Below are 16,946 nucleotides of genomic sequence, written 5' to 3' on the forward strand. Positions count from 1 at the left end.
TCAGACCACGCCGGTGATCAGGTACTGCATCTGGTGTTCGTGATTCGGTGCGACGCCGTACTGTCGGTCCAGCTCGTAGATCGAGGTCAGCGGCGTGACCGTGACCTTCGTCAGCCCTGCCTTTTCGAGGACCGCGACGGTCTTGTCGATGGAGGTGGCGGCGGCCAGCGGCAGGACGGCCTGGACCTGCGGATCGTAGTGCTCGGTGAAGTTCTCCGAGGCGTTGTCGAGACCGTCGGGGAACCAGGTGCTGTCGACCACGGCGATGGTGCCGCCCGGCCGTAGCAGGCGGATCCAGTTCGCCACGGCGGCCTGCGGTTCGCGCAGCGTCCACATCAGATAGCGGCTGGTCACCGCGTCGAAGCTGGCCGCCGGGAAATCCGGTGCCACGGCGTCGCCGTACTCGATGACCGGGCCGTTGGTGACGGCGGCGGCGTGTCGTCGGGCCTGGTCGAGCATCCCTTCGGAGAGGTCGATGCCGGTGACGCGGTGCCCGAGGCCGGCGAGGACCATGGCGACCTGGCCGGTGCCGGTGCCGACGTCGAGCACGTCCAGCGGCGCCGCCGGCAGGGCCTCGGCCCAGATCCGCGACCAGGCCTCCTGGTCCGCGGCGAGCCGGTCGGGGCGTTGCTGGTACGCGTCGTAGTCCGGCGCGCGACCGGTCCAGTAGTCGTTGATTTTCTCCTGCACGCTCATGCCGCACTCCTCTGTTTGATGCTCTGGTCGATCGGGTGGAACAGCAGATGGATGTTGTCGTCGAGGTCCAGGCGCTGGATGCCGATGCCGTAGACAGGTTCCAGGACGGTGGGGTCGAGCACCTGGTCGATGGTGCCGGCGGCGGCCACGCCGTCCGAGCCGAGCAGCACCAGGTCGTCGCAGTAGCGGGCGGCGAGGTTGAGGTCGTGCAGCACGACGACGGAGCAGGTGCCGAGGGTGCGCACCAGGTGCAGGATCTCGTGCTGGTAGCGGATGTCCAGGTGATTGGTGGGTTCGTCGAGCAGCAGGTGGGTGGCCTGCTGGGCCAACGCCCGAGCGATCAGCACCCGCTGGCGCTCACCTCCGGAGAGCTGGGCGAAGGCCCGCCCGCCGAGGTGCGCGGCACCGACCCGGGCCAGGCAGCGGGCGGCGATCTCGTGGTCGGTACGGCCGGTGCGCTGGAACGTCGACAGGTGCGGTGCCCGACCCAGCAGCACCAGCTCGGCCACGGTGAGGGCGGTCTCGCCGCCGGCCTCCTGCACCACCACGGCCAGCCGGCGGGCGGCCTCCCGCGACGGGAGAGTGGACAGTTCGTCGTCGTCGACGGTGACCTGCCCGGTGGGGCTGCGCAGAGCGCCGTAGAGCAGCCGCAGCAGGGTGGTCTTGCCGCTGCCGTTCGGGCCGATCAGCCCGAGGACCCGGCCCGGCCGCGCGGTCACGCTCACCCCCTCGATCACGGGGTTCGCGCCGTAGCGCCAGGAGACCTCGCTCGCCCGGATCACGGGTTGTCCTTGAAGTGCCGCACGATCCGCTCCAGGCCGTCGACGGAGAGCGGCGTCGGCGGCTCGGTGAAGTTGAACAGCTGGGTCATGATCCGGCCGTCGCGGACCGCGGTGAGGTTCCCGGCGCCGGGCAGCCCGGTGAGCGCCTGCTCGACGGCCCGGGGGTCGCCGTCGCTGTGGAGCAGGATCAGCACGTCGGGGTCGCGGCCGAGCAACTCCTCCACGGTCACCTCGAAGACGCGCTCCTTGACGTCGCCGAAGACGTTCCGGAGACCGGCGGCCTCCAACTGCGGGTGGGCCATGCTGCCGGTGCCATAGGCGTACGTGACGCCGCCGCCCACCGTCGGGTACAGCACCGCCGCGCTGCGCCCGGACGGCGTACCGGCCTCGGCCTGGATGGTGGCCATCCGTTGCCGGAGCGCGGTGACGGCAGTGGTGGCCTCGGCCTCGCGGCCGAACACGCGGCCGTAGGTCTCCATCTGTCGGTAGATGTCGTCGAAGGTCGGCACGGCAGTGCTGTCGGGGCACATCGCCGGCTCCTCCAGCAGCGGGATGTCCACCGCGGAGAGGGCGTCGCGGGAGAGGTTGTCGACCTCGCCGAGCACCAGGTCGGGCTGTTGGCTGATCACGACCTCCTTGGAGATCTGAAGGTGGCCGCTGGTGTCGATCCGGTCGGTCAGCAACGGGATCCGGTCCAGCTCGGCGAGGGTCGCCGCGTCGTAGTACTCCCTCGGGTACTGCCCGGCGCGGGCGGTGACCCGGTCCATGACGCCGAGCGCGTGCAGGTACGGCACGGCCGCGCTCTTGAGCAGGACGACCCGCTGCGGCGCGGCGTCGAAGGTCACGTCCACCCCGCAGTTGGTGACGGTGGCCGGGAAGCCCGGACCGGCCGCGGTCGGCTCGTCGGTGCCGCCGCCGCACCCGGCCAGCACCAGCAGGACGGCGGTGGTGGCGGCGAGACGGGTTGCCTTCATTGGTACTCCTCGACTCCGGCGGGCGTTCACGCGCCGGTGGCGTGCAGACGACGGATCAGGATCAGCAGGAAGGGGGCGCCGAGCAGGGAGGTGATGATGCCGATCGGGATCTCCTGCGGGGCCAGCAGCACCCGGGCGAGCACGTCGGCCCAGACCAGGAGGATGGCCCCGAGCAGTGCGGCCACCGGCACCACCCGTACGTGTGGCGCCCCGACGATGCGTCGGGCCAGGTGGGGGACGACGAGACCGACGAACCCGATGCTGCCGGCGGCGGAGACCAGCACGCCGACGCTGAGCGAGACCAGCACGAGCAGGCGCAGCCGGAACCGGTCCGGCGAGACGCCCAGGGTCTGTGCGGTCTCGTCACCGATGGCCAGGACGTCGAGCCGCCGCCCGATGACGGTCAGGTAGCCGATCATGCCGATCAACACGATCGCGGCCACCGCCAGCAGGGCATCCCAGCGGGCCAGGCCCAGGGAGCCGAGGAGCCAGAACATCACCGACCGGGCACCCTCGGCGGATCCCGAGGCGAAGATCAGGAAGCTGGTGGTGGCGTACAGGGCGTAACCGACGGCGACGCCGGAGAGCAGCAACCGGATCGAGGTCACCCGGCCACCGCTGCGCGCGATCAGGAAGACCAGCAGCGACGCCGCGAGCGCCCCGAGGAAAGCGCTGGTGGAGAGGGCGTACCGCCCGAAACCGGCACCGGCGCCGAAGAGGATCGCCGCGGCCGCGCCGCTGGAGGCGCCGGAGTTGATGCCGAGCAGGTACGGATCGGCCAGCACGTTGCGGACCATGGCCTGCAACGCCACCCCGCAGACGGCCAGCCCGGCGCCGACCAGCATGCCGAGCAGCACCCGGGGCAGGCGGACCTGCCAGACGATGGCCTCCTGCGGCGGCGTCCAGGTCACCTCGCCGGGCAGGCCGACGAGGTGGTGCCCGATGATCCGGGCCACCGTCAGCGGGGCGATCCCGACGGCCCCGGACCCGACCGCGACGACCCCGGTCACGACCAGACCGACGGTCAGCCCGAGCAGCCAGAACCCGGTCCGGCGTCGCTGAGCCGCGACCCCGAGCAGGTCCTGTTTGCCCTGCGGCAGGGCGATGACGCCCACCCGTACCCCAATCTGCATTGCTGTTGCTTTTGCAAAACCTTGGCAAAAGCTACCAGCAAGATCAGGCGACGGAGAAGTGAGGTGGGGCGCTCGTCACTCGGTGCTGGGGGATCTCCCGCCGTAGGCCGGGTGGGCGAGTTGCTCAGCGAAGGGCGGTACGGCCCGGTCTCCGGTAGGGCGGCCCGGCGGACGGAGCAGCTCACGCAGCATGGCCCGGCCGCCGGCGAGCGCGGCCACGGCGGGAATCGCCAGGCTGATCGAGGCCAGGGCTGCGACGGTCCAGCCCGGCAGCCCGATGGTGAGCGCGAGAACGGTCAGCATGCCGAAGGCGACCAGCTTGCGGCGGATCCGGGCGACCGGAACGAGGTACGGCGTGGCGATGGGCATTGGTCGCTACTCCTTCTGATGATCACAGGATGACGAGCAGGGCGATGCCGACGGCCGCTGCGGGAATGGTGGTGATCACGGTCGCCATGACCGCGGAGTGCCGGCGCAACGCGGCGAGCGGGATGAGGGCATCGCCGTCCTGGCTGATCGCGTTGGCGACCAGCGTGGGCAGCGGCAGTCCGCCGTTGACGTAGAGACCGGTGAAGACGATCTGCACGGCGCAGCCGGGGATGAGGCCGATTCCCGCGCCGACCAGCACGCCGAGGAGACCGGTCAGGACGAGCTGTGAGCCGTCGAAGCCGGTGGTGGTGGTCAGCACCTGCCAGCCGAGATAGGCCACCGCGACCCACACCGTGACGAACGAGGCCTCGTGGGCGCTGTGCCGCATCGTGGCGGCCATCGAACGGGCGTGGGCGGTCTCCAGGGTGTCGTCGGCCAGCCGTCCCCGCCCGTTGGCGAAGATGAGTGCCGCCGTGAGCGTGCCGAGGACGCCCAGGGTGAGGTACGGGTCCACCCCGCCGAGCAGGCGGGTCAAGGCGGCCGGGTCGATGGCCTGGAACACCACCGGCACGGACACGGCGAGAGCGGGCGTCGTGAGACCCCAGAACGCGGTCGATGCGGACACCCGGGGCAGCAGCCCGGCGAGCAGGCGCCGGGAGGAGGCGAGGCCGGGGCCGCCACCGCCGACGAGGCCCGGTGGAGCGACGGCGGGTGCCGGCCGGTTGCCGGCGGCGTGCGCGGGGGCGGTACCGAGGGCGTCGACGGCGTACCCGGTGGCCAGGCCCACGACGAACAGGAGCGCGTGCAACTGGAGCGCGAAGATCGGGTTCCAGGCGAGCACCACCCAAGAGGAGTCGCCCATGGTCGCGACCAACGCGGCCACCACGGTGCCGAAGGAGACCCTGCCGCGCGCGTACAGCGGCATGAGGATGATCGCTCCACCGCAGCCGGGGCTGACGCCGAGCAACGCGCCGATGAGGGGTCCCACCCGGCGGTGCCGGGCGAGCCCGTCGGTGACCCTGTCCCCATAGCGCCAACGCAGCCACCCGAACAACGCCACCATGGCGGCGACGTAGACACCCACCTGCATGAACGCGTCGGCGAGTGGGCGGAGCACGAGTTCGTTCACCCTGCACACCTCCCTCAGGAACGGAAGCCGGACGTGGCTCACCGCACCGCCCGCCGCGCGGACGTTCGGGTGCCGCGACGCTGCATCGCCGGCCGGCCGGCGCCGGGCCATCCGAGATTGCGGACGGCCCGGTGCCACCAGATCAGCTGATCTTGCTCTTGACCGTGTTGACCATGCCCTGTGCGATGCCCGGGTTGGTGCCGTACAGGCGCGGATCGCCCGGCGGCAGGACGGGTTCGGGGGCGTGCGCGCGTGGACTGTGGTCGTAGCGGAACTGGCCCTTGCCGTCCGGCGCCGGCCCGGAGGCCCAGCGGCCTTGTGCGGCGTCCTGGCCGGGGGAGAAGTCGAGGTACGTGTAGCTGAACTGCTCGGTCAGCTCCGCGGAGTCGGGGAAGGCATCCGGCACCGGCATCTCCTCCAGGCCGTCCTCCTTGAGCTGCTCGATGGCCGCCATCCACATGTTCTGGTGCATGGTGTCGCGGGCCAGCAGGAACCGCAGCATCTGCTTGACGCCCGGGTCGTCGGTCATGTTGAACAAGCGGGCCACCTGGAGTCGGCCCTGGGCCTCGGCCGTGACGTTGAGCTGGAAGTCGGCCATCAGGTTGCCGCTGGCGGTGATGAAGTTGGCGTTCCACGGCACGCCCGCGCTGTCCACCGGCAGCGCTCCGCCGCCGCCGTGGATGAAGTGCGCCGGGTTCGACCCGCCGTAGATCGCCGCCACCATCGGGTTGTCCTCGGCCGCATCCTGAAGCGACAGCGGCGCGTTGTCCAGTAGCCGCGTGATCATCGTGGCGATCATCTCGACGTGGCCCATCTCCTCGGTCCCGACGTCGAGCAGCAGGTCCTTGTACTTGCCGGGGAGCCGGCAGTTCCAGCCCTGATAGAGGTACTGGTTGGCGACGGTCATCTCGCCCCATTTGCCACCCAGGACCTCCTGGAGGCGACGGGCGAACGCGGCGTCGGGCCCGTCCGGCTTGGCTTCGAACTGCAGGTCCTTCATGTGGGTGAACACGCATCCTCCTCGGTGCTGTTGATCTGCTACCGAGGTCACTTCCCGCCGCGCCGGCCCCGGCAGGCCAATCGGTGGCCCGGCCGGGTCAACCCACCTGACGTACGTCGGGAAGCAGCACCTCCAGCGCCACCCCGTACGGCCGCAGCCGGTGCAGACGGACCTGGCCGCCGTCGGCGGCGGCGAGTTCGCGGGCGATCCACAGCCCGAGTCCGGACATCCCGCCGGCCGGTACGGGCCGGCGCAGCGCCTCGACGAGGGCGTCCGGCACCCGTCCCTCGTCGGTCACGCTGATGCTCAGCCAGCGGCGCCAGCGCACCGCGTGGATGCCGATCCGGCCGATCGGCGGGCCGTGCCGGAGAGCGTTCTCGATCAGGTTGCCCAGCACCTGTCGGGTGCGGGTTGGGAACACTTGGCACATCGCGGCCTGCGGGGTGACCAGGACGCGCCGCCGATGCGCCGGCACGAGGGCGGCGACGGTGGGAAGGATCTCGGCCAGGGGTGCCGGCCGCTCGTCCCGCCCGGCGGCAAGGGTCAGGCCGCTGACGCCCGCCGTGGCCATGCTGAGCAGGGTCTGTAGGTGGATCGCCTGGTCACGGGCGAGCGCGGAGACGGCCCGCCGGTCGTCGTCGGTCAGCGGGCCCGCCTCGCCCGCGAGCGCCCGGGCCAGCGCGGTCAGGCTGGTGACGGGCGTACGGAGTTCGTGGCAGAGCACCCGCAGCAGGAGGTCGGCTGCAGCCGCCGGGCCGTCGGGTCCGATGTGCACGTCGGTACGGCGTAGTGCTCCCACCCGTCGCCCGAATCCGAGACGTACCCGCATCCGCCCAGCTCCTCCCGTTCGGTGTGTACCGCATGATCGGTACCCGCTCGGGAAGGGAACAGGCATGGTGCAGTCCTCGGCCCTGCGGGTGGCCGTCGTCGACGACCATCCGCTGTTCGTCCGCGGACTCGAACTGCTGCTGCCGGCGACCACCGACGCGCGGGCGTACGTGGTGGGTTCCACCGGCGACGCCGCGGCGGCGGCCTCGCTGATGAGCCGGTGCCTGCCGGACCTGGCCCTGGTCGACCTGCACATGCCACCGCCCGGCGGCATCCGCGCCGTGGCGGCCATCCGCCGGACCACTCCCCGAGTACGGGTCGTGGCCATGTCCGGCGACGACGACCCGGCACCGGCCCTGGAGGCGCTGCGTGCCGGCGCCGAGGCGTTCCTGCCGAAGAGTGCCGAGCCGGAGGCGCTGTTGCCGCCACTGCTGGCCGTCTTCGGCGGCTGGGCCGTGCTGCCGGCACAACTGCTGCGTGGCCTGCTCCACACCGGCCCGGGCGCCCGCGTCGACCTCGACACCGAGGAGCGCGCCCTGCTCCGGTCGATCGCCACCGGCCGGGGCAACCTGGAGATCGCGGACCAACTGCACGTCTCCGAGCGCACCGTGAAGCGCATGACCGCCGCGTTGCTGCGCAAACTGCGGGTGTCCAATCGCGCGGAGGCCGCCGCGCTCGCCGGGAAACTGGGACTGCTCGACGGCTGACGAGATTGGTGTTCTTCCTGGGGCTGCTGTTACTGGTTTTTGGGGCACATCCCGAGGGTCTGCTCGTGGCGCAGATGATCCACTACTCGGCGTCCCGTCTCGAGAAGCATTCCGAGGTCTGACTGCGACCGCCTGCGGCGAACTGGCTGAGCCGTTTATTGCTCCCATAGCGGGTTATAGGACGACATCCAGGATGATTCTCAGGGAAGGTCGACTCACATGACCACAGCCAGCCAGGAGCAGGACGTCATCGATCTGCTCGTTCAGCAACACGAGCAGATCAGGTCCCTGTTCGAGAAGGTCAAGCAGAGCCAGGGCGAGGCCAAGCAGGCCGCGTTCCACGACCTGGTTCGGCTGCTGGCCGTTCACGAGAGCGCCGAGGAACAGGTCGTGCACCCGGCGGCCCGCGCCGACGCCGGCGACGCCGCGGTCGATGCGCGGCTGCACGAAGAGCACGAGGCCAAGCTGACCCTCTCCGAACTCTACGACCTGGGCACCTCGGCGCCGAGCTTCGATGCCAGGTTCGCCGAGTTCGAGCAGGCCGTCCTCGACCATGCCCGGCACGAGGAGCAGGAGGAGTTTCCGCAGCTGCGGCGCGACAGCGACCCTCAGCGGCTACGTCGGATGGCCGGTGCTGTCCGCGCCGCCGAGGCGGTCTCTCCCACTCGGCCGCATCCGGCTGCCGGCGAATCGCCGGTGAACAACATGCTGCTCGGTCCGCCGGTGGCGGTGTTCGACCGGATGCGCGACGCGGTACGTGACTGGCGCCAGTCACACGGCGACTGACCATCAACGTCCTCCGGTCGGCCGTAGCGGTGACCTGGTTCGTGGCCTTCGCCGGGCACGCGCTGCACCGTCGGCCCGGGTACGCCGACCGACTCCGCGCCGACGACCCCGCCTTCGCCGAGGCGTTCGCCCATGAGGTACGCCGGTTCTACCCGTTCGCGCCCTTCGTCGGCGGACGGCCGATGACCGACCTGACGTACGAGGGCACCCGCATCCGATCGACGTACCGGCGCCTCGGCCCGCCGCCGTCAGCGGCCGGGATGGGCGATGAGGTGGCCCGAGGATGGGGCGGGGCCGTCGAGACTGTCGAGCAGCCGGCGCCGCCGCAGCCACGCCACCAGCAGGCTCAACGCGACCCCGGTGAGCGCCACCGCCCACCGCCCACCGCACGCCGATCAGGTCCGCCAGCCACCGGTATCCCGCCTGTGCCGGTCGAATGTGGGCGTCGGGCCCCCTCCCGGTCGGGCGGTCGCCCGCGACGGTGATTACCGAGCAGTAATATCGATAACGAAAGATGAAGGGCGCTCGGTTTTCCAGACCTGCGGGCAGTCTGTTCGAACTGTTCGAATGCGCTGCGGCAACGGCCGCCGGAAAGGCTGGCGGGCTGTTCATCGGCCGGCTACCGACAGTTCGACTGTGAGGCGAAACCCCGCCGTATCGTCCCGACGCTGGCTCATCTCACGACAAGGACGGTTCTTCGGGTGTGGCTCGGAGCTGACAAGAAGGAGTTCGAGGCATTCCTCGACTCCGCTTCGGTGTACTGGCGCAAGAACCTGGGGTCCACACCGTCCCCGCGATATCTGGTCGTCGAGGTGTTCCACCAGGACATCCGGGTCGCCATGCGCAACCTGGCGGTGGCCAACGCGATCCGCCGGATCGTGCCCGCCCAGCTCGTGGTCGTGACCGGCGTGGAGCAGATGTGGCACGAGGCGCTCTGGACCGGGTTCGACGTGACGCTGGTCGAGCGGCTCGCGGCGGCGTACGGCGCCAGCGAGGTCATCGACCTCTACCGCCTGGTGGAGGGCGCGACCGGCTCGGTGCCGGTGGAGCTGTTCGGGCGGCGGTTGACCCCGGGCGCGGCGATCAGCGAGGAGACCCTGGCGGAGTTCGTCAGCGCCACCTACTGCCGGGTGACCAAGCGGCCCCACGCACCTGAGGACCCGACCGCCGATCCGCGTTACCGGCGGCGGCAGGCGCTGGCCCGGGCCATCTCGTCGTACTACGACGCGCTGCTTGGCGGTGGTCCTGCGGTGGCCCTGGTCACCAGCCACGTCGACTACGACCACTGGGGTCTGGCGGTGGACTCCGCCCGGCGTGCCGGCGTACCCGTCGTGCACACCCAGCAGACAGGGTGTTTGAAGGCGTACGCCCTGTACCCCGAGACCGACAGCGGTGAGTTCACCTTCCGCGGCGAACTCACCCGCCACCTCGGCGAGTTCTTCGAGCGGCGGGTCTGGTCACGGCGTGCCGAGGTGCGGCGCAACGCGGAACTGGTGGCCTGGCGATCGAAGGTGAACCTGGGCCGGCCGAGCTGGTGGCGCGGCGGCGCCAGCGCCTCCGTCGACATCACCAGCAGCGCGGAGCGGGCACGGCTGCGTACGCACTTCGCGGCGCGTCTCGGGTTCGACCCGGCGCGGCCGATCGTGGCGGTCTTCAACCACGCCGTCTCCGACGCGCCCGGCACCAACCACCAGTCCTTCCCCACCCTGGCCGACTGGTTCGAGCAGACGGCGCGCTTCGCCAGCACCTGCACTGAGGCGCAGTGGTTGTTCCAGGACCACCCGAGCCAGTTCCGCTACGACAGCACCGGCTTCTTCGAGTCGGTCGCCCGCCGTTACGAGCGGCACCGGCACATGGTGTTCCAGCCGAGCAAGGACCTCAGCAAGAACGGCCTGTGGAGCGTGGTCGACCTCGGGGTGACCGTACGCGGAAGCGTGAGCAACGAGCTGCCCGCGTACGGCATCCCGGTGATCCAGGCGGGCTGGTCCGAGTGGAGCGATTGCGGGCTGTCCACCGTGGTCGAGGACCCCGAGGCCTACTGGAAGGCGCTCGACTCGGCGATCGCCGCCTTGCGCAACGGCGAGGAGACCATCTCGGCCGAGCAGGTCGAGCGGGCCCGGCTGTGGCTGTGGTTCTACCGCAGCGCCACCGACCTGTTCACCCCGCAGGTGCCGCACTGGGAGGTCTGGCCGGCCGATTACCTGCTCCGCGCGGTGCGGACCGCGTTCCGCCACATCGAAAGCGACGCGGATCCGCTGTTCGAGGCGGTCGAACGGATGTGGACCCGGCGTGAGCCGGTGCTGACCCGAATGGACCTTCCGGTGCCCGGGGGTGACCGGTAGTGGCGATCGGCAGCTGGTTCGCCACCGAATTCGACGATCCGGTCCCGGCCCGTGACCTGCCGGCGGTGTTCACCTCCGGCGGCGATCCCGAGGTCCTGGTCGCCGACCGGTTCTCCCGCGGTGTGGCGATCGTGGGGCGGGTCCAGGCCGCGTCCGGGGCGGTCGTGCTGAAGGTACGCACCGACGGCCGAGCCGTCCGCGTCCGGGTCAACCTGCACGTCGACAGCGCCACGCAGGCGGCCTGGTCGGGCGCCGGAGCGCCGGCCCGGGGCGTACGCGAACTGCCCCGCCTGATCATGGTCCGGGCCCAGGCCACGGCCCGGGCCGCCGTCCTGATCAGCCGCCACCGGGGGCGGGTGCGGATGGTGGAGGCCCACGGGTGGGTGGAGTTCGACCTGGGCGCCGACGAGGTGGGCGCGGACGGGCTGCTGGTCATCGAGCTCGCGGACGCCGCGTTGCCGCCGTGGTCGGCCTCGTCGCTCAGCCCGCTGTCCGCCGTCGGCGTGCGCATCAACCAGGTGGAGCTCGCCCCGGCCGAGGACGCTGACCAGCCGACCGGTTCGCGTCGGCTCACCGGCGCTTCCGCTCAACTCGCCGGTGTGGTCAGCGCCGGCGGACTGGTCGGGGCGCGGGGTCTCGGCGAAGGCCAGCCCCGGTCCCGGTTCGTCGTGGTCAACGCCGACAGCGCCGAGGTGCGTTGCCGGCTGCGGATCACGGCCGCGTCGACGCCCCCGGCTGCGTTTCGCCACCCCAGTCACGCCTGGCTGCGTCGACGGCGCGGACAGACCGTGCTGAAGGCCCTCCGGGTGGCGCGGCGTGGTGCGGGGTACGCGCTGTTCGCGGCATCCCCGTTCACTCGTACGCCGCGCCCGGACCAACTGGTCGTACGAGCGGCGAGCCTGGTCGACGGCGCCGACTGCCGGGTGGGCGCGACCGCTGCGGCGGACGACCTGCTCGACGTGCTGATCGAGCGGACGTCTCCCGGACCGGTGCTGATCGGCCTGGCCGAGCCCGACCCGACCCGGCGACGCGTCTCCGATCTCGCCTGCCAGGTCGTCGAGGTGCAGTGGTGACCGGAACCCACGACCTGCCGCTCACCGACGACGCGGTGGCCAACCGGAAGGCGTTCGAGCGACTGCTGGCGGCACAGAAGGGCGGCACGCTGCGGCTGCCAGCGGGCACCTTCGCGCTGGATCGCGGCATCGTCGTCGGATCCGACTGGACCCTGGCCGGCGCCGAGCCCGGCGACGGCCCGGTGACCACCTGGCTCACCTCGTCCAGCGCGGACGGCTCACCCGTCGTGCACGTGCTGGGCTCGCGGGTGACGATCCAGGACATCGGCTTTCGCCCGCCGCCCTGCTCGCCCGGCGAGCACGGCGGCGACCTGGGCACCGCGATCACCGTCGGCAGATACCTCTACCCGGCCGCCGCCGAGTGGATCGAGGGGATCCAGATCCGGCGCGTCCAGGTCGAACGCCCCGACACGCGCGCGGCCAACTGCATCGCCGTCATGGGGGCGGTACGCGACCTCACCATCGCCGAGGTCTCGATCGTCGGCGGCTGCACCGGGGTCGCCGTGCACTGGGGTGCGGTCGGCGACCGTGTCGACTCGATCGTCGGGCCCTCCTACCACCCGCACCACCTCAGCATGAGCGACCTGCACGTGACCGACGCCTTCGAAGGCTTCTACCTCAGTTCGGTGCACGACGTGGCGGTGGAGCGGGTCCGCCTGTCGGCCGTCGAAATCGGTTTCCGGCTGCTGCCCGGCGACAACACCGACCGCTTCCACGCTTTGCGAGGTTCGGGGGCGGGCGCCGGTCATGGCGCCGACGGCAGCGCCATCGGCGAACGGATCCGGGTGTCGCGCGCCTGGGTGTCCTGGAACGGCCCGCTGTACGCGATGCGGATCGCCGGCTGGGGCCGCAGCGAGATCGACCAGTCCATCCGTGTCCTCGAATACCGCGACGTCGTCGTGTCGGACTGCACCCTGGTGCCGCTACCGCTGGTCACGCCCGGATCCGGCGACCCACGCCGCTCCCGTGCACCCATCGTCCTCGAACAGGCATCCGGCGTGCTCCTGGACAACATCCGGATCGCCCCGCCCGCTTATGTGGATCTTGGACCGGAGTGGCCCCTCTGAGGGCCGAAAGTGTCCAAGATTGACTTGAAAACCGTCGCGCCGGGGCCGAAGCGGACGTAGGCGGTGACGCCGAGTCCGAACAGCGCGACCACCGGCAGCCAGGACGTGACGGAGGTGGAAGGTTGAAGCGGCCAGGCCCACAGCGCGGTGACCGGGTCCGTCTGACGGGGAACGGCGGCGTAGACGGCGCACACGTAGCCGAACGCCGGCAGCCACGCCAGACGTACGCCGAGCAGCGCCGCCGCGCCGGCGACCATGCCGGTGCAGCCGAGGGCGTTGCGGACCAGCGCGTACGCACCGAAGGTGTGCGGCTCACGCAGCCCGGCCAGGCTGAGCGCCGCAGCGATGGTCAGCCCGGCGAGCAGGACGTGCCCGGCCCGCCACGCTCGCCACCGCAGCGCGGTGCTGCGCTCAAGGTCATCATCGGCGCCGCCCAGGGTGGGCCCGACGAGGATGGCGGCGAGCAGCGGCGCGAGCGCGACCACCGGCACCCGGGCGAGTGCTCCGTTGAAGTAGGAGCGGCTGGCCAGCCAACTTCCGGCGCACCAGGCCAGCACCGTGACGGCGGCCAGGCCGACCGCGAATCCCGGTACGCCCCGCGCGGTCAGGTGCAGCCTGAGCAGCCGGGCGTTCACCGTGGCCGCCCGAGCGTCAGCAGCGCCGACACGTCGCAGCGGGCCGCCGCATCCAGGTAGGCGGCGAACCAGGCGCGCTGTTGCACCAGCGGCATCGCGCGCAGCGATTCGAGCGCCGGATCGGCGGGTGCCGGCGCAGGCGCCGGGTCGGTGGGGTTCCACTCGTCGAGCAGCCAGGCTGCCGCGAGCCCGCTGACGAGGTACACCTGCTGGCTCACCTCGCGATCCGGCTTGGCGGGGCACTGCGGCCAGGTCACCGCTCGGAAGTCGGCACGCAGCCCGTCCGGGCTGGCCAGGCCACCTCGGACGGTGGACTGCTGCTCCAGGGAGAGCCAGATCGTCCCGTCATCGGGGGTGTCCGGTGTTCCGGTCGGCGCGGCGGCGTGGTCCACCGCCCGCCGCGGCGCACCGGGGATGCCGTCGAGCCGCGCCAGGATCGGTTGCGCGACCGGCGCCACGTCGTCGAGGAGGAAAGCGTTGATCCTGGACACGCAGACCTGCGGCCCGGTCTCCGTGCAGACCAGCTCGACCGCGCCGGAGTCGGCCGGCAGGCGGTGCGGGCCGGGCCCGGTGACGATCGGCACCGCGACGGCGATCGCGACTCCGCCGGCCAGGGCGGCGACGCGCCACCGGCGGGCGGCGGCGGCCAGCAGCAGGGCGGTGAGCGCCAGCAGCCAGGCGACCTGCCCCGCGATGACCCGGTCGGGCACGACCCAGTGCACGCTCCACCCGGAGTGGACGGGGGAGAGCCAGGCGGCTGCCGTCGTGTCCTGGTACAGCAGGACTCCCAGCCCCAGGTACGTGGCCAGGCCGGCGACGGGGGCGGCGACCCGCAGTGGCCACAGCCGACCCACCAGCGTGCCGCACGCGGTGGCCGCGCCCAGCGCCACGACGCCGACGAGCAGGGTCCACCACCAGCCGCCTGCGGCGTACGTCGCGACCGGGGCGACCAGCACCGCCGCCCCGGCGAAGGCGACCAGCACACCGACACTGCCGGCGAGTGCCACGGCCAGCCACGCCACCAGCAACGGGTGCCAGCCGGGACGGGAAGTGGAGCCGATCAGCTCGTCGAGATCGCGCCGGCGCTCCCGGCCGGCCTGCCACGCACCGGCGGCGACCATGAGCGCGCACAGGATCAGCATCGACCCTCGGAAGTAGTTGGCCAGGCCGGCCCACCGGCCAGCCCAGTGGTCCGGGTGCACGACCAACATCCACACCCCGGCACCGAACATCGCCAGGGCGGCGAGCGGTGCGGTGCCCCGGCGCAGCTCTATCCGCAGCACCCGGTTCACCGCGCCGCCTCCCGCGCACCGCGCAGCACCGCCGTGTACCCGCGCTCTATCGGGGAGTCGCCGCTGTCGCCGTCCTCGCCCGCGGCGATGAGTTCGTCAGGCAGGCCGGTGAAAACCAGCCGCCCGTTGTCGACCAGGCTGACCCGTGCGCAGGCGGCGACGACGTCCTCGACCAGGTGGGTGCTGACCACGACGACGGCGTCCAGCCCCAACTCCCGCAGCAGGGCCCGGAACTCCACCCGCTGTTCCGGATCGAGGCCAGCGGTCGGCTCGTCCAGCAGCAGCAACCCTGGGTCGTTCACGATGGCCTGGGCTATGCCGGCCCGTCGTAGCATTCCCCCGGACAGATGCTTCATCCGGTCGTCGGCGCGGTCGAGCAGCCCGACCCGCTCAATCGCCCGGTCCACCGCCAACGGAATTTCCGCTGGCGGCATCTCCCTCAGCCAGGCGAAGTACTCGACGAATTCCCGCACCGTGAAGCGCGGATAGAACCCGAAGGACTGCGGCAGGTAGCCGAGGCGGCGGCGGGCCCGGCGCAACCCGGCATCATCGGCCAAGGGCTGCCCGAGCAGCCGGACGTCGCCGCGATCCGGTCGCAGCACCGTGGCCAGGACCCGCATCAGCGTGGTCTTGCCAGCCCCGTTCGGACCGAGCAGGCCGTGCACTCCCACACCCAGTTCGAGGTCCAGGTCATCAAGGACCAGCCGCCTGCCGTAGCCGACCCGCAGGCCCCGGATGCTCAACGTCGTCACGCCGCTCGTCTCCCCACCTGTTCCCGACGTACGTACAACACTGCGAGGGCTGCCGTGGTGACAGCCAGCCACACCGGCCCGCTGTCCACGACGACCGCCCAGGCGCCGAAGGGCGCCAACACGACGAGGGCCCACATCCCCAGCACCACACCCGCCGCGGTGGCGGGCTCGACCAACGAGCCGAGCGCCAGCGTCAGCGCGGTCAAGGCGAGACACATCAGCGGCCACACCGCTGGCGGACCGAGGCCCGTCACCGTGCCGGCGAGGACCGCGACCGGCGCGGTGGCGGTGAGCACCGCAAGCGTGCGCCACAGCACGATCCGCAGCCCGCCGTGCGGCGTGCCCGCCACCAGCTCGTGCAGCGGATCGGTGCGCGGCCCGTACGACAGGGCGGTGCCGACCACCGGCAGTGCCGGCGCGAGGAGCAGCAGCAGCCACGGTGGCAGCGTGGCCGGACCGACCGACGCGCCCAGGAAGGCCAGTCCGGCGACGGCCACCGCCATCAACCAGGCGCCCCGGGCTGCCGGCGCGGCACTCAGCAGCACCCGCAAGCGTCGCCACGTCGACGCCGGCCGCGCCCGTCCCGGCGGCGGCAGACGTCGTACCAACGCCACCGCCGCCGCCTCGACCAGTCGCTCAGTCGGCTCGTCGAGGACGATGCCGGCCCGACACCCGGCGCATCGGTCGAGATGTGCCTCCACCGACCAGGCATCCGCGTCGTCCAGGCCACCGTCGACATACGCCGCGAGCACCCGCGCGTCAAGGTGAAAGTCAGTCACGACAACGCCTCCCGCAGTTCGCGGCGGGCCCGCATCGCCCGGGTCTTCACCGTGCCCTCCGGTACGCCCAGCACCACCGCCGCCTCCCGCACGGTCAACCCGTCCAGCACCGTTGCCTGCAACACCGCCCGCAACTCGGGCGACAACCGATGAAGGGCCCGCTCCAGATCCGCGTCGTACGTCCCGGCCAGCGCCTCTTCCTCCGCCGACGGCGACCAGGCCAGGACCGGTTCCGGCACCGGGCCGGCGCTCTGCGGGCGGGCCAGGGCGCGGCGTCGTGTGTCGATCAGCCGGCGCAGCGCGACCGCCCACAGCCACTGCACCGCCGCGCCGTCACCCCGGTAGCTGGCCGCCGCCCGCCAGACCGTCAGGAACGTCTCCTGCAACAGCTCCTGGGCCAACTCCGGGTCGCGGCAGCGGCGACGCAGGCGCAGCACCAGCCATGGTGCGTGCCGCGCGTACAGCACATCGAACGCACGCCGGTCGCCCGCTCCGACGAGGCGCAGCAACGCCCCGTCCTCCTCGTCCATCACGAAAGGTTAGGACGCAGCCCGCCGCGAAACGGTTCTCGAAGCGATCGGGACCGATCAGGTGATGACGTC

Annotated in this window: 19 protein-coding genes; 6 read left to right on the top strand and 13 right to left on the bottom strand. The window is 71.7% G+C overall.

Going from position 1 to position 16,946, the window contains the following annotated elements:
- The 8 genes from Vqi01_RS09725 to Vqi01_RS09760 all read right to left on the bottom strand — a co-directional run bounded on the left by Vqi01_RS09725 (window position 1) and on the right by Vqi01_RS09760 (window position 6,912).
- Window positions 1–696: a class I SAM-dependent methyltransferase gene (locus Vqi01_RS09725; protein WP_204034377.1), complete on the bottom strand. Its 696-nt coding sequence runs from the start codon at window positions 694–696 to the stop codon at window positions 1–3.
- Window positions 693–1,478: an ABC transporter ATP-binding protein gene (locus Vqi01_RS09730; protein ID WP_204034378.1), complete on the bottom strand. Its 786-nt coding sequence runs from the start codon at window positions 1,476–1,478 to the stop codon at window positions 693–695. The genes Vqi01_RS09725 and Vqi01_RS09730 overlap by 4 nt, the downstream gene beginning before the upstream one ends.
- Complete coding sequence (locus Vqi01_RS09735) at window positions 1,475–2,452, bottom strand: ABC transporter substrate-binding protein (protein ID WP_204034379.1); 978 nt, start codon at window positions 2,450–2,452, stop codon at window positions 1,475–1,477. Before Vqi01_RS09735 ends, Vqi01_RS09730 begins: the two co-directional genes overlap by 4 nt.
- Before the next feature lie 26 nt (window positions 2,453–2,478).
- Complete coding sequence (locus Vqi01_RS09740) at window positions 2,479–3,585, bottom strand: FecCD family ABC transporter permease (RefSeq protein WP_204034381.1); 1,107 nt, start codon at window positions 3,583–3,585, stop codon at window positions 2,479–2,481.
- Between the two features lie 75 nt (window positions 3,586–3,660).
- The gene (locus Vqi01_RS09745; RefSeq protein WP_204034382.1) at window positions 3,661–3,954 is read right to left on the bottom strand and encodes a hypothetical protein; all 294 of its coding nucleotides are present in this window, start codon (window positions 3,952–3,954) and stop codon (window positions 3,661–3,663) included.
- Window positions 3,955–3,976: 22 nt separating this feature from the next.
- Window positions 3,977–5,083 carry a putative manganese transporter gene (locus Vqi01_RS09750; protein ID WP_204034383.1) on the bottom strand — a complete coding sequence of 369 codons (1,107 nt, stop codon included), beginning with the start codon at window positions 5,081–5,083 and terminating at the stop codon, window positions 3,977–3,979.
- Window positions 5,084–5,225: 142 nt separating this feature from the next.
- Complete coding sequence (locus Vqi01_RS09755; protein WP_204034384.1) at window positions 5,226–6,095, bottom strand: manganese catalase; 870 nt, start codon at window positions 6,093–6,095, stop codon at window positions 5,226–5,228.
- 85 nt (window positions 6,096–6,180) lie between these two features.
- Window positions 6,181–6,912, bottom strand: coding sequence for a sensor histidine kinase (locus tag Vqi01_RS09760; RefSeq protein WP_204034385.1), 732 nt, complete (start codon window positions 6,910–6,912; stop codon window positions 6,181–6,183).
- 64 nt (window positions 6,913–6,976) lie between these two features.
- On the opposite strand from Vqi01_RS09760, the gene Vqi01_RS09765 reads away from it, so the two are divergent.
- From Vqi01_RS09765 to Vqi01_RS09790, 6 genes are all read left to right on the top strand, one after another.
- Window positions 6,977–7,618: a response regulator transcription factor gene (locus Vqi01_RS09765; RefSeq protein WP_204034386.1), complete on the top strand. Its 642-nt coding sequence runs from the start codon at window positions 6,977–6,979 to the stop codon at window positions 7,616–7,618.
- A gap of 219 nt (window positions 7,619–7,837) precedes the next feature.
- Entirely contained in the window at window positions 7,838–8,404 is a 567-nt protein-coding gene (locus Vqi01_RS09770; RefSeq protein WP_204034388.1) for a hemerythrin domain-containing protein, read from the top strand.
- A gap of 29 nt (window positions 8,405–8,433) precedes the next feature.
- Window positions 8,434–8,889 (top strand): hypothetical protein, encoded by a 456-nt coding sequence (locus Vqi01_RS09775; protein WP_204034390.1) that lies wholly within the window; start codon window positions 8,434–8,436, stop codon window positions 8,887–8,889.
- A 216-nt stretch (window positions 8,890–9,105) separates the two neighbouring features.
- Window positions 9,106–10,746 (top strand): hypothetical protein, encoded by a 1,641-nt coding sequence (locus tag Vqi01_RS09780; protein WP_204034392.1) that lies wholly within the window; start codon window positions 9,106–9,108, stop codon window positions 10,744–10,746.
- On the top strand, window positions 10,746–11,819 hold the full coding sequence (locus tag Vqi01_RS09785) for a hypothetical protein (protein ID WP_204034393.1): 1,074 nt from the start codon (window positions 10,746–10,748) through the stop codon (window positions 11,817–11,819). The genes Vqi01_RS09780 and Vqi01_RS09785 overlap by 1 nt, the downstream gene beginning before the upstream one ends.
- Window positions 11,816–12,886, top strand: coding sequence for a hypothetical protein (locus Vqi01_RS09790; RefSeq protein WP_239098292.1), 1,071 nt, complete (start codon window positions 11,816–11,818; stop codon window positions 12,884–12,886). The genes Vqi01_RS09785 and Vqi01_RS09790 overlap by 4 nt, the downstream gene beginning before the upstream one ends.
- Here Vqi01_RS09790 and Vqi01_RS09795 read toward each other — a convergent pair.
- From Vqi01_RS09795 to Vqi01_RS09815, 5 genes are read right to left on the bottom strand one after another with little or no spacing between them, the layout of a single operon-like run.
- Window positions 12,853–13,521 (bottom strand): hypothetical protein, encoded by a 669-nt coding sequence (locus Vqi01_RS09795; protein ID WP_204034395.1) that lies wholly within the window; start codon window positions 13,519–13,521, stop codon window positions 12,853–12,855. The two genes, Vqi01_RS09790 and Vqi01_RS09795, sit on opposite strands and share 34 nt — an antisense overlap.
- The gene (locus tag Vqi01_RS09800; protein WP_204034396.1) at window positions 13,518–14,813 is read right to left on the bottom strand and encodes an ABC transporter permease family protein; all 1,296 of its coding nucleotides are present in this window, start codon (window positions 14,811–14,813) and stop codon (window positions 13,518–13,520) included. The genes Vqi01_RS09795 and Vqi01_RS09800 overlap by 4 nt, the downstream gene beginning before the upstream one ends.
- A complete protein-coding gene (locus tag Vqi01_RS09805; RefSeq protein ID WP_204034397.1) occupies window positions 14,810–15,565 on the bottom strand; it encodes an ATP-binding cassette domain-containing protein in 756 nt (251 codons plus the stop codon). The genes Vqi01_RS09800 and Vqi01_RS09805 overlap by 4 nt, the downstream gene beginning before the upstream one ends.
- Window positions 15,562–16,344, bottom strand: a complete 783-nt coding sequence (locus tag Vqi01_RS09810; RefSeq protein ID WP_204034399.1) for a zf-HC2 domain-containing protein — start codon at window positions 16,342–16,344, stop codon at window positions 15,562–15,564. Before Vqi01_RS09810 ends, Vqi01_RS09805 begins: the two co-directional genes overlap by 4 nt.
- Window positions 16,341–16,877, bottom strand: coding sequence for an RNA polymerase sigma factor (locus Vqi01_RS09815; protein WP_204034400.1), 537 nt, complete (start codon window positions 16,875–16,877; stop codon window positions 16,341–16,343). The genes Vqi01_RS09810 and Vqi01_RS09815 overlap by 4 nt, the downstream gene beginning before the upstream one ends.
- Between the last annotated feature and the right edge of the window lie 69 nt (window positions 16,878–16,946).

The organism is Micromonospora qiuiae (assembly GCF_016863555.1).
Lineage (GTDB): Bacteria > Actinomycetota > Actinomycetes > Mycobacteriales > Micromonosporaceae > Micromonospora > Micromonospora qiuiae.